The 13,151-nt window shown below is 48.8% G+C and carries 5 protein-coding genes; 4 read left to right on the forward strand and 1 reads right to left on the reverse strand.

Features of this window, described 5'->3' with window-relative positions:
- Nucleotides 1-111: 111 nt before the first annotated feature.
- Nucleotides 112-2,016, forward strand: a complete 1,905-nt coding sequence (locus F3I09_RS29595; protein ID WP_149698666.1) for a glycoside hydrolase family 97 protein — start codon at nucleotides 112-114, stop codon at nucleotides 2,014-2,016.
- A 25-nt stretch (nucleotides 2,017-2,041) separates the two neighbouring features.
- Nucleotides 2,042-3,943 carry an RICIN domain-containing protein gene (locus F3I09_RS29600; protein ID WP_188134003.1) on the forward strand — a complete coding sequence of 634 codons (1,902 nt, stop codon included), beginning with the start codon at nucleotides 2,042-2,044 and terminating at the stop codon, nucleotides 3,941-3,943.
- 1,480 nt (nucleotides 3,944-5,423) lie between these two features.
- Here F3I09_RS29600 and F3I09_RS29605 read toward each other — a convergent pair.
- Nucleotides 5,424-8,246, reverse strand: a complete 2,823-nt coding sequence (locus F3I09_RS29605) for an alpha-L-arabinofuranosidase C-terminal domain-containing protein (protein WP_223233432.1) — start codon at nucleotides 8,244-8,246, stop codon at nucleotides 5,424-5,426.
- Between the two features lie 308 nt (nucleotides 8,247-8,554).
- On the opposite strand from F3I09_RS29605, the gene F3I09_RS29610 reads away from it, so the two are divergent.
- Together F3I09_RS29610 and F3I09_RS29615 are read left to right on the forward strand one after the other, a co-directional pair.
- Nucleotides 8,555-11,584, forward strand: a complete 3,030-nt coding sequence (locus F3I09_RS29610; protein WP_149698667.1) for a TonB-dependent receptor — start codon at nucleotides 8,555-8,557, stop codon at nucleotides 11,582-11,584.
- A gap of 21 nt (nucleotides 11,585-11,605) precedes the next feature.
- Nucleotides 11,606-13,141: a RagB/SusD family nutrient uptake outer membrane protein gene (locus F3I09_RS29615; protein ID WP_149698668.1), complete on the forward strand. Its 1,536-nt coding sequence runs from the start codon at nucleotides 11,606-11,608 to the stop codon at nucleotides 13,139-13,141.
- The last annotated feature ends 10 nt before the right edge of the window (nucleotides 13,142-13,151 follow it).

Genomic DNA, 13,151 nt, shown 5'->3' on the forward strand with positions numbered 1-13,151 from the left:
GCGAAAAATATACCCCTTTTTTCCGAATCCGTTCCCCTCGGGCGCTACCCGTGCCGGGTATTTTTGTATGAAGTGAAAAACTGAACAAAATACCGGGATACGGAGAATTACATGAAAGGATATTTGCTCTTCTTCGGCATGTTGATAGCGACCACGTGCTATGGACAATCAGCCGCACCCATAACAGGCTCAATGGCGACAGTGCAGTCGCCTGATAATAATCTTAGCGCCAGGTGCTACCAGGTAAAGGAAAGCTATGGCAATACACTGTACTATGAAGTGACTTATAAAGGCAGGACAATTATCAGGCCTTCTGCACTCGACATACGGTTGGACAATCACATTACCGAAAATGCCATGGCGCTGAAGGTGGATACTTTCACCCGCTGGACCGCCAATCTTGTGGTGACGAATATCAGCAGCAGTACCTACGATACCAGCTGGCAACCTGTGGCCGGGGAGCAGTCTATTATACGCGATCATTACAATGCTATCACCATATCCTTGCAAAAGGACAACAATTCTGACTACCTGATGAATATCGAGATGCGTGCCTATAACGAAGGCATTGCGTTCCGGTATTACTTCCCCGAAAATGCAAAGGGTTCTTACTATCGTATTACTGTGGAGCATACGGAGTTTGCCCTTCCGGAAGGCGTTACCGCCTTCCACGCATTATGGGGGCAGGCAAAATATCAGGAACTGCCACTGCACAACTGGCCTGGTCCGGCAGAACGTCCGCTGACGCTGAAACTGCCTGGTGGTCTTTATGCTTGCCTGGCCGAAGCGCAGATGGTAGATTATACAAAAACAAGGTTCTCCCTGAGTCCTGACAAACCGAATACGATCGTAACGGATCTCTATAATTCTGCTGATCTTATTTCACCATTTGCCACTCCCTGGCGGGTGATCATGGTGGCCGAACGTCCTGGTGCGCTGCTGGAGAACAACAGCATCCTGCTGAACCTGAACCCGCCATCACGCATTACCGATACCGGCTGGATAAAACCCGGTAAGATCATGCGGGTAATGACACAGACAACTGCTATCGCAAAGGAACATATAGACTTTGCTGAGAAGCATCACCTGCAGTATATCCTCTTTGACTGGAAATGGTATGGCAATGCATTCAGCTTTAGTTCTAACGCTACCAAAGTAGCTATTCCTGACTTCGACCTTCCTGCTATCATACAGTATGGAAAAACGAAGGGGATTGGTATATGGTTATATGTGAATCAGCAGGCCTTGCTGGCACAGTCAGATTCGCTGTTCCGCGTATACAGGCAGTGGGGCGTAAAAGGTGTAAAGTTTGGCTTCGTGCAGGTAGGCTCCCATCGCTGGACCACCTGGCTGGAAGATATGTTCAGGAAAGCTGCCGAAAGCCACATCATGGTGAACGTGCACGATGAATGGCGCCCTACCGGCGAGCAGCGCACCTGGCCTAATCTTATGACGGCAGAGGGTATTCGTGGTAATGAGGAAATGCCTGATGCTACGCACAATACTGTGTTGCCCTTCACGCGTTTTATTGCCGGTCCGGCAGACTATACTATCTGCTATTACGATCCCCGCATAAAGACCACGCACGCACATCAGCTGGCCCTGGCGGCTGTGTATTATAGTCCCCTGCAAACCCTTTTCTGGTATGATAATCCGCAGTTGAGCAATGGTGAGCCTGAGCTGGAATTCTGGGACCACATACCTGTTACCTGGGATGAAACCCGCGTACTGCAGGGTGCTCCGGGAGCATATGTCGTAGTGGCGCGCAGGAAAGGAGAGGAATGGTTTATCGGCGGCATTGGCAACAATGCCTCAAGGGACGTGCGACTACCATTTGATTTTTTACCCAAAGGAAAATCCTTTACCGCAAAAATATATACGGATGATTCAACTGTTCGCACCAACACAAAAGTGAAGGTGGAACAGCGAAAGGTAAATGCTGCAACAGTCACGGATTTTAAGCTGTCCGCTTCAGGCGGATTTGCGGTGTGGGTCTATCCTTCGGACCCCGGATAAAAGCCTTTATTAAAACCCACGATTTATGAAAACATGTACCTCCCTCGTACAAATCCTGTTATGCTGTCTGTTGCTAATAACAACCCATCAGCTGACAGCACAAACCTTCATTCATCCCGGCCTTCTGCATACGGAGGCGGACTTTGCCCGTATGCGCACAAAAGTGAACGCCGGCGCCCAGCCCTGGAAAGGCAGCTGGGATATTCTTGTAGCTAATGCACGCTCACAGCTTACCTGGACTGCCCGTCCTGTGGATACTGTGCGTAGGGGTGGCGACCGCCAGAACTATGGTCAGCTGATGAACGATATCGCTGCAGCATATCAGGCAGCACTCCGCTGGAAGATCAGCGGCGATGTGGCTTACGCTAATAAGTCGATAGAGATTATGAATGCCTGGTCGTCTAATCTCCAATTTGTGACTGGTAATGCAGACAGGTTTCTGGCAGCGGGTATCTATGGCTACGAGTTCGCCAATGTAGGAGAGATCATGCGTACTTACAGCGGCTGGGCCAGTGCAGATTTTGAACGTTTCAAAGACATGCTGCTCACTAAATTCTATCCGCTTAGTGATGACTTCCTCAATGATCACAATGATGCCTGTATTACTAACTACTGGGCCAACTGGGATCTTTGCAACATGGCCTTCATCCTTTCTCTTGGAGTACTTTGTGACCGCCGTGATCTGTATAACCGGGCGATTGAATATTTTAAGAATGGGGCTGGTAATGGCGCTATCACACATGCGGTATGGTATCTTCATTCATCAACATTAGGCCAATGGCAGGAGAGTGGCCGCGATCAGGGGCACTGTACACTTGGCATCGGCCTGATGGGCGCTTTCTGTGAAATGGCCTGGAATCAGGGAGATGATATGTATGGTTACGACAGTAACCGCTTTATGAAAGGTGCAGAGTATGTTGCGAAATATAATATCGGCGACTCTGTACCATATGTTACTTACAACTGGGGTACCGGGCAGAATTGCGCTGCTTCCTCACAGACGGTGATCTCTTCTTCTGCAAGAGGGAATATACGTCCGGTATGGGAAATGGTGTACAACCATTATGCGAACCGTATGGGACTTTCTGTACCGGCTATGGCGGCATATGCAGCCATCCACAGGCCCGAAGGTGGTGGTGGGGATTATGGCACTGCCAGTGGAGGTTTCGATCAGCTGGGCTTCGGCTCGCTGACTTTTACGCGCGATCCTTTGCCTGCGGGCGGTCCTGCGAATGGGACGTACCAGATCTTTGCACGGCATAGTGGTAAGGCAATGGATGTGGCGAATAATGGTACTGCGAATGGTACGAATGTCCGTCAGTGGACGCCGAATGATTGTCCGTGTCAGCAGTGGGAGGTGACGGGTACTGGTAATGGGCAATATGCTGTTGTGGGGGTAGGGAGTGGGAAGAATCTTGATATCAATGGGGTGAGTACTGCGGATGGTGCAAATGTACAGATATGGCAGTCTACCGGGGCGAATAATCAGCGGTTTACATTTACGGCTGTTGGTGGTGGGTTTTACCGGATTACGCCGGTGCATAGTGGGAAAGCGGTGGATGTGAATGCCAGTGGCATGACGGATGGGGCGAACATCCAGCAGTGGACTTACAATAGTGGTAAGAATCAGCAGTGGCAGTTGGTGCCGGTTGCGGGTGCTGCTGCTGCGCGCATGGCTGTGGCGGTTGTAAAAGTGGTTGATAGTGTTGCTGTTTATCCTAATCCTGTGGTGAATAATGTTGTTGTGATGATACCGTTTTCAAAAGGTGCTGTTGTTACGTTGAGCGATGTTGCGGGGAGGGTTTTGTATAGGGCGCGGGAGGCTTCGCGAAAGCATATTATTGATATGAGTGGTGTTGTGCCGGGTGTTTATTTTGTTACTATCAGTAATGGGAGGGAAAAGATCACGCGGAGGATTGTGAAGTAGTTTTTTGCGCTAAGTTGATTCGGTTTTTGGTTGCTTTTTTTTTCGCTAAGTAGCTTCGGTTTCAGTATGGGATGGCGGTCGGCGCCTCTCTGGATGACGATTGGGCGTTGTCAATCGAATAGAGCTTTGAATATAGATTGGGCAGCGTCGGTCGTGTCACCCGAGAGCCGAAGGCCCACCATTCCCATCTGAAACCGGTGCTACTTACGCTGTCCCTATTGAATTTTAGAGGGAGCTTATCATGAAGAAGGAACTCGGTACTGCTTACGTTGTCCCTACTGAATTTCAGAGGAGCTTATTATGAAGAAGAAACTCGGTGCTACTTACGTTGTCCCTACTGAATTTTAGAGGGAGCTTATCATGAAGAAGGAACTCGGTACTGCTTACGTTGTCCCTACTGAATTTCAGAGGAGCTTATTATGAAGAAGAAACTCGGTGCTACTTACGTTGTCCCTACTGAATTTTAGAGGGAGCTTATCATGAAGAAGGAACTCGGTACTACTTACGCTGTCCCCACTGAATTTTAGAGGGAGCTTATCATGAAGAAGCAACTTGGTACTACTTACGCTGTCCCTACTGAATTTTAGAGGGAGCTTATCATGAAGAAGGAACTCGGTACTACTTACGCTGTCCCCATTGAATTTCAGAGGGAGCTTATCATGAAGAAGGAACTTGGTACTACTTGCGCTGTCCCTACTGAATTTTAGAGGGAGCTTATCATGAAGAAGCAACTTGGTACTACTTACGCTGTCCCTACTGAATTTAGGGTAGCTTATCATGAAGAAGGAACTCGGTACTACTTACGCTGTCCCCACTGAATTTAGGGTAGCTTATCATGAAGAAGGAACTCGGTACTACTTACGCTGTCCCCATTGAATTTCAGAGGGAGCTTATTATGAAGAAGGAACTTGGTACTACTTACGCTGTCCCTACTGAATTTTAGAGAGAGAGTATCAGGACTGAAGGTTCCTTTTATTTTGTCAGCCTTTTTTACCAGGTTGCAAAGAACCTTACATTTTTCTTATGCACATCCAGCACAACGCATCCAACATACCTGCTTCGGGAATGGCCTGTATTCAACGAAGCTGACTGCAATAGATGAACCTTCTGCCTTAAAATGCTTTCTCTTACAATTCAATGGGGAGAGCGTAAGTAGCACCGGTTTCAGATGGGAATGGCGGGCCTTCGGCTCTCGGGTGACACGACCGGTGCGCTCCATCCATATTCAAAATCCTATTCGCTTGACAACGCCCAATCGTCATCCAGAGAGGCGCCGACCGCCATCCCATACTGAAACCGAAGCTACTTAGCGTGAAAATCATCAACAAATCCTATTGACAATACTCAATCGTCATCCAGAGAGGCGCCGACCGCCATCCCATACTGAAACCGAAGCTACTTAGCGTTAAAAAAAGCAATTTCCCTACTACGTTCGTTATCTGGCTGAAGGCCCCTGCATATACAATTTCGTACAGACAGTTTACTTTGTTTTAATCCGTATAACAGTAAAGGAATAAGCTGGCAATTCAGTATTGAACTTTGTCGCAACCGGATAATTGGATACAAGAGGTCTGGCATCTTTGCTATCTGGACTGCCCTGTAATACGGTTTTTATTGCGGTGGTATCTGCAATGCTGATGCCGCTAAGATCAATGCCGGATTGAATAGGCTTAGGTAGCAGGTTCACCAGCTTTATGATCACCGTATTGGATTTGGTATCCTTTACTATGGAGACAGCTACTCTCTCTTTTACGCCGTCAATATTGACATCCTTATTCTTATCATTGCCCGTGTTATTGGAGATAGTGATAGTGCCCGGCAGGTATGTGTCACCTGCGTTGGTACCGTATAGCTGCTGGACGTAATAGTTTACAGTGGGCTTTACGGTGGTGTTATTGAAATAGATGAGGTCAGGCGTCCACTGCGTATGTTTTTCTTTAGCCAGCAGGGGGGCGTAGGATGCCATGCTTACGATGTCTCCGTTTCGCTCCAATGCTGTGAGGTAGAGTGCTTCGGCTAATGCGGTTTCGATGTTGCTGGGCCGTCCGGGTAGGTGGGCTGCGTATTCGCCGAGGTATACTTTGGATCTGGAACGGTCGTATTTGTCGTAGAAGTCCTGGTTGTGGATGAACCAGCCCGGCGATACATAGTAATGCTCGTCGATCATGGGGACCTTCAGTTTGTTAGCAATGTCCCAGCCTTCTTCGTAGTCGGTGCCTTCAAAGAATGGTCCGGCGGTACCTATTATGGTGATCTCAGGATGTTGTTTTTTTACGGCGTTGAAGAGCATCGTGAATCGTTCTTCAAAGACGTCCGTGATCAGGTCTTCATTTCCGATTCCGATATACTTTAGATGGAATGGTTGGGGATGTCCGGCTTCTGCGCGTTTCTTGCCCCAGGTGGTGTGAATGTCTCCGTTGGCATATTCTATCAGGTCCAGGATGTCCTGTACATATTCATCCATTTCAGTCATGGGGATACCACCCTGCTGGCCGCTGCCTTTGGCAGAAGGGCCGGAGTTCTGACAGGGAACGCCTGCTGCAACGACAGGTACAGGTTCGGCGCCAATGTCTTCACAGAAGCGGAAGTATTCGAAGTATCCAAGGCCGGCTGATTGGTGATAGCCCCAGAGGTTGCGTTGTGGTTTGCGCGCTTCCAGGGGGCCAATGGTGTTTTTCCATCGGTAGATGTTATTCAATCCATCCCCGTGGGATACGCAGCCGCCGGGGAAACGTACGAAGCGGGGATGTATGTCGGCAACTACCTGCGTCAGGTCTTTACGTAAGCCGTTCTTTCTGCCTTTGAAAGTTTCCTGCGGAAAGAGCGAGATCAGGTCCAGCGCCAGGCGGCCTGTAGTGAGTGGTTGCAGTTCAAGCTGCGCACTGTCTGCGGATGCTGTGGCGGTGAGTACGGCCTGGGCTTTTTTCCAGGAATTGCCGGAGATGGTGATGGTAGTTTGTGCAAGTATATTGTTTGGTGAGCCTGGACTGACAAGGCGGACCAGTACCTTCCCGCTTTTTCCGTCCAGCTGGTTGGAAAAGAGTGAGAGATCGTATTTATCCCCCTTCTTTACCGGGATCCCGTCATACCCATTGTTTACCAGGGCAGCGCCGGGACTCTTTGTGTCCAGTACTGCATAGTGTGAGTTGTTGGGATGAATGGGGGCTTTTGTATCGATAGTGAAGGTGCTGTTTTCTCCATGTAATGACCAGGAGTGATAACTGTTCCAGTTTGGATCACGTTCTTCTTTATCGCCTGATGCATATTCAAAGTCGCGGTTCTGTACCAGTTCGGCATACAGGCCACCGTCTGCCGCGTAGTTAATGTCTTCAAAGAAGATACCCAATAGCAGGTCGCTGATCGGTTTTGCTTTTTCAGGCTGCAGGGTAATGCTGGCCTGTAATGGTTGCTGCAGCTTTGTGAAACGCTCGTTGTCCTGTATGGAGGATTCCGCCTGCTGCCGCCATTTATACTGCGCCAGTTCATGGGTTTTGATCAGCCGGTCTACTACTTCCCAGGCTACCCGGTGTACTTGTCCGGTGGCGGTGCCTTCCGGTAGGGGAATGGTTACGCCGGCTTCTGCATAATGGGAGGCGCTAACGGCTGTGGCAGGGCGGTATGTTTTAAAGTCGGTGGTAGTGGTTTGGAATTGTTTTCCGTCTGCATCCGTATAGATGATGGTATAAGACTTTTGTGCGGCGTCATACTGAACCGCAGGGTGCAGAAAGTTACGGCCCGCACTGATGTCGGGGTAACTTTGGCGTTTCCAGTTCACCAGGTCTGCCGATGCGGCATGCGCAAAAAGATGGTCCCGCTCATTCAGGCTCCAGATGCAATGCCATATCCCGTCAGGTCCCTGTATCAGCCAGGGGCTGTTCATCCGCTTGTCTGCTACCCAGCGGCCGTAATCGCTGTGCAGGAAGGCGAAGCCGTTCCCAATCACATGCCATTGCTGTTTGTCCTGGCTCCAGGCAAACTGCAGTCCGCCCCGTTCATTGTTCCTGGCTGTCGCGTAAGAAAAGAGGTAGACGGAATCGGGAGCATGTGAGGCAGAGGGAGCATATGTAATATGGGTAGCGTAAGCAGCCTGGTTGTCATGGATGGTAAGGCCAATATGGCTGGTATGTGCAACATTGTTGCCATGGCCGGCATGTGTGACATCATTGGCAAGGACGGCATGAGTGGCATGGCTGGCATGTGTAATGTGGTTGACACAGGTAGTATGATTGATATGGGTAGCTGCAACTGCCGGTTGCGCTGCCAGGTACACCATTATTAATAGAAATGAGCAGTGCTTTATCATAGTGGAACTAATTACTTGTTATGTTAACCCTGAAATCGTTACCCAAATTAATAATAAAAGTGTGAATCTGACATTTAAAAATATCGGAATAGCCTGGGAACAATCGATTACATATGAGTCTGTCCCCCATATTGGGCGAAAAATAACCCCTTCTTTTACGAATAGATACCCCTGATTCGTGGTGCGGGGGATCTATTTTTGTCATGGGCTGATACAAAAGAAAGAACATTTTATACCGGCTTTGATACGCCAGGGGGGACACGGTGAACAATGAAAAAACGTCCTTTTTAAAACTATAAATTCCCGAGATGAAAAAAAGTCTATTCTTGCGCTTCCACGATGGCTGCCTTGCAGTATTATTCTTCTTATGCGCTTTAACGGTTCCCGGGCAGGGGTACGCCCAGGAGAAAACCGTCACAGGAATCGTAAAGGACTCCAGCGGAAATCCGCTGCCCGGTGTCCGCGTTACCATCAAGAATGCCAAAGGCGGTACCATTACCAGTGCCGAAGGAAAATTCAGTATTGCTGTCCCTGATAGCAAGGGAGTGCTGGTCTTTAATATGATGGGCAGTGCTACCCGGGAGCTACCGGTAGAAGGTGCCGGGCCTTTCAACGTGACACTCAGACCCGAGGCTGTAGGCCTGCAGGATGTAGTGGTGGTAGGATATGGCGTACAGCGCAAATCCGACCTTACCGGTTCGGTGACCAGCCTGAAAGCAGCCGACATCACTAAAATAGGCGGCAGCAACGCGGCAGAAGCCCTGCAGGGTAAAGCCCCGGGGGTACAGATATTAAATGTGGGCCAGCCCGGTAATGCGCCTATTGTTCGCATACGCGGTGTCGGCACCAATGGCGATCCTAATCCGCTGTACGTGGTAGACGGTATGTTCGTGAATGACATTCAGTACCTGAACAGTCACGATATCGCCTCCATGGAGATATTGAAAGACGCTTCTGCTACCGCTATTTATGGTTCCCGTGGCGCCAACGGTGTGATTCTGGTTACCACAAAAAAGGGCCGGACAGGCAAACCGACATTTAATGTCAGCGGCAGTGAAGGCTTCCAGTTCCTCACCCGCCGTTACCAGGTGGCAGATGCCAGTCAGTATGCTACCCTGCAGAATATGATCAATGGCACAAATACTTACCCTGATCCCAAATCCCTGGGTAAAGGAACCAACTGGTTGGATGAAAGTACACAGAAGGGATGGGTCAGGGATTACCAGGCGTCTATTGCCGGCGGTAGCGAGAATGTAAGCTATAATATCAGCGGGGGCTATTTCAAACAGGAAGGAGTAATGAAGTTCACAGATTATGACCGTCTTACACTCCGGGCCAATAATGAATACCGTCTCAGCAAGAGGTTGAGGATCGGTCACAACCTGTCCATGAGCAACTCCAATATCACAGGAGTGGGCAGCAGTGCAGGCGCCCGTGTGTTCAATGCCATGGTGCGTATCTCCCCCCTGATCAAGGTGCAGGACGCTAATGGTAATTTTAATGCCGGACAGGATCCTGATATCATCAATCCCTATGCTGCGCTTTATTACGGTAAAGATGCCAATAATAACAGCCTGCGTTTTGTAGGTAATGGATGGCTTAATTATGAAGTGATTCCAGGCCTGGTGTTCCGTAGCAGTTATGGTATTGATTATGCGTATGACCGCTATCATTATTTCGAACCTGCCTACAATATCTCAAGCCCTAACCAGATACATGCCAGTAATTCCCTCACAGAAAATCATGTCAATAACAAAACATGGTTGTGGGAGAATACACTGAGCTATGATAAGCAGATCGGGAAAGATCATCATCTGAACCTGCTGGCCGGTATTACCGCACAGGATGGGTATTACAATAAACTGGAGGGCGTAGGACAAAACCTCGCATTTGATTATCCCGACTACCAGTACCTGGGCGCTGTACCAGCAGGCAATATCAGTATTACCAGCCAGGCTTACAGTGAATCGATGCTTTCTTACCTTTTCAGGGCCAACTATGTCCTGAAGAATAAATATCTTTTCACAGGTACCTTCCGCGCAGATGGTTCTTCCAAATTCGGGCCTAATAATCGTTATGGATACTTCCCCTCCCTGGCAGTGGGATGGCGTGTATCTGAGGAAGATTTCATGCGTAACCTTACCTGGGTAGACAACCTGAAACTGCGTGCCAGCTGGGGACAGGTAGGTAATAATAAGATCAATAACTATATTGCCTACAACACTGTTGTACAGGATCCTGTTTACAATGCGCTGTTCAATGGCGTTTACTACTCGAACGGTACAGTGACCGCTGCTGCCAATCCGAATATCAAATGGGAACGTACAGAACAGACAGATTTCGGTGTTGAGTTTGCCACAATGAAGAAAAGACTGAATGTGGAGTTCGATTACTTCAACCGTACTACAAAAGATCTGTTGCTGATCATACCAATCCCTGGCGGGTCTACAGGTATCACACCTACCTACTCCAATGTGGGCAGCATTCGTAACCGCGGTTTCGAATTCCTGGTGAACTGGAATGATCATGCAGGCGATTTCACTTATGGTGTAACATTGTCCGGAAGTACCTACAAGAATACGGTGCTGGATTTTGGCAACCAGATCATCAGCAGCTCACAGTGGATGTCAGGTTCTGTGCATAGGGGAGAGAAAGGTCAGCCGCTCGGTTATTTCTATGGCTATAAGACAATCGGCATCTTCCAGAGTGATGCGCAGATCGCGGAATATAATGGTAAGAACACGCAGGGAAAACCTTATCAGGCGAATGCCAAACCAGGTGACCTGATCTATGCAGATACAGATGGTAATGGTTACATCACCGGCAATGACCAGACCAATATCGGTTCTCCGCATCCTAAGTTCATCGGTGGTCTTACACTCACTGCTTCCTATAAAAACTTTGATTTCGCACTGGATGTCATGGGGAGCTTTGGCGCTAAAATATGGAACTCTGCCCGCAACCAGATCAATTCAACCAATACCAATCTGCATGTGGACTGGCTGAATGCCTGGACGCCTACGCATACAAATACAGACATTCCCCGTCTTGCGGCGAACACCAGTAACTCATGGGGTTCCAGCTTTAATGTGCAGGACGGTACCTATGGTAAGATCCGCAATGTGGAGCTGGGATATACCCTTAACAGGGAATTGGCGAACAGAATGAAGATTGCTAACCTGCGGCTGTATATCAATCTTACCAACCCTTTATACTTCACAAAGTACAAAGGCTTCTCTCCGGAAGTGGCCAATGCGAGCCCGCTGGAAATGGGTACCGACTTCAGTACCTATCCCGTTTCCGGTACAGCAAAAGCAGGCGTAAACCTTACTTTTTAACATCAATTCAAGCGTAAGACCATGAGCAATCTTAAATATATATTCCTGGCAGGATGCCTGCTGTCATTAGCTTCCTGTGAAAAGTTCCTGGAGAAAACGCCACAGGGTGTTGTTTCCTCCGACCAGTTCTTTGCTGACGAAAAGAACCTGGACCTTGCGGTGGACAGGATATACGGAACACTAAGCTGGCGCGAATATACCATCGGCCGTCAGTTCTTCAGTACACATGAAATGGGTGGGGAAGATTTTGTGGGTAGCAGCAATAATGGTATCGGTACCACACTGAACACTTTCCAGTCGTTTACATATGATGCCAGCCAGGGATTCCTGCAGCAATACTGGGACAGGACATATGCCAATCTTAACTTCTGCAACCAGGTAACAGACCGCACGCCGGGCATTAAAAACCGTGAGCTGGCAGAGAAAGCAGAAGCGCAGGCAAAGTTCTTCCGGGCATATTATCACTTCGAGCTGGCAAATGTATTTGGTCAGGCGCCACTACGCGATCATGTCCCTACTTCTTCCGCGGAATATGATATTCCCAAAAGCAGTGAAGATGCATTATATACGCTGATCATTAGTGACCTGGAATATGCGATCGCCCACCTGCCTACTAAATCAGAATGGGGTGCTGCCGGCAACGGACGCATCACAAAAGGTACGGCACAGGGGCTACTGGCAAAGGTGTACCTGTTCCGCCAGGACTATACCAAAGCGCAGCAATATGCGAACGACGTGATCACGGGCGGGGAGTATAGCCTGTTTAACGATTATCGCATGCTCTTCCATCCCAGCAACCTGTACTCCAGCGAGAACATGATGCCGGGTGGATATCAGTTCACCAGCACGATCTGGTCTGGCCGCTGGTACAATCCTTACCTGCAATACCAGGGGGTATCCGGTGAGTTTGGAGACGGCGTGCTGTATCCTGCACAGGCATTGGTGAACAGTTATGAAGCAGGCGATCCACGTAAGGATGCGACCATCCTTACTACCGGAGATAAAGTAGAAGGCTGGACCAGTAAAGATGCCAACACACCGAAAGATGGTACAGTACATTTCCCATCCAATACTACCATTGCCAACAAAAAGGTGATATGGCCAAAGTCCTACTGGAACAATGGTGAGTTCTCTTTCCAGAATGTCAATCCTATGTTCCTGCGTTACGCCGATGTACTGCTGATATATGCAGAGGCCAGTAATGAACTGGGACAGGCAGGTAATGCACTTGCAGTGCTTGAGCAGATCCGGTACCGTGCGCGTGGTAATAAGAGCTTTGCAGATGCAGGGGTATTGCCGCAGATCACTACTACCGATAAAGTGGAACTGCGTGAGAAAATATGGCATGAACGCCATATAGAGCTGGCCCTGGAAGGTCATCGCTGGTTTGACCTGGTACGTTATAACAAGGTAGTACCTGGATATACCGTGAACCTGCTGAAGAATGTATACAATCGCGCTGCCTTTGATTATAACAGGCATAGCAAATTCCCTATACCTCAGAATATGATAACAAGTTCCCAGGGTATCCTTACCCAAAGTGACGCGTGGAAATGATGCCATGGAT

Origin of the sequence: Chitinophaga sp. CF418 (genome assembly GCF_900142925.1) — a bacterium.
GTDB lineage: Bacteria > Bacteroidota > Bacteroidia > Chitinophagales > Chitinophagaceae > Chitinophaga.

What these genes read in the sequence shown, in the direction of transcription:
- F3I09_RS29595 (WP_149698666.1), top strand. Translation starts at nt 112, where the DNA reads ATGAAAGGATATTTGCTCTTCTTCGGCATGTTGATAGCGACCACGTGC.
- F3I09_RS29600 (WP_188134003.1), top strand. Translation starts at nt 2,042, where the DNA reads ATGAAAACATGTACCTCCCTCGTACAAATCCTGTTATGCTGTCTGTTG.
- F3I09_RS29605 (WP_223233432.1), bottom strand. Translation starts at nt 8,246, where the DNA reads ATGATAAAGCACTGCTCATTTCTATTAATAATGGTGTACCTGGCAGCG.
- F3I09_RS29610 (WP_149698667.1), top strand. Translation starts at nt 8,555, where the DNA reads ATGAAAAAAAGTCTATTCTTGCGCTTCCACGATGGCTGCCTTGCAGTA.
- F3I09_RS29615 (WP_149698668.1), top strand. Translation starts at nt 11,606, where the DNA reads ATGAGCAATCTTAAATATATATTCCTGGCAGGATGCCTGCTGTCATTA.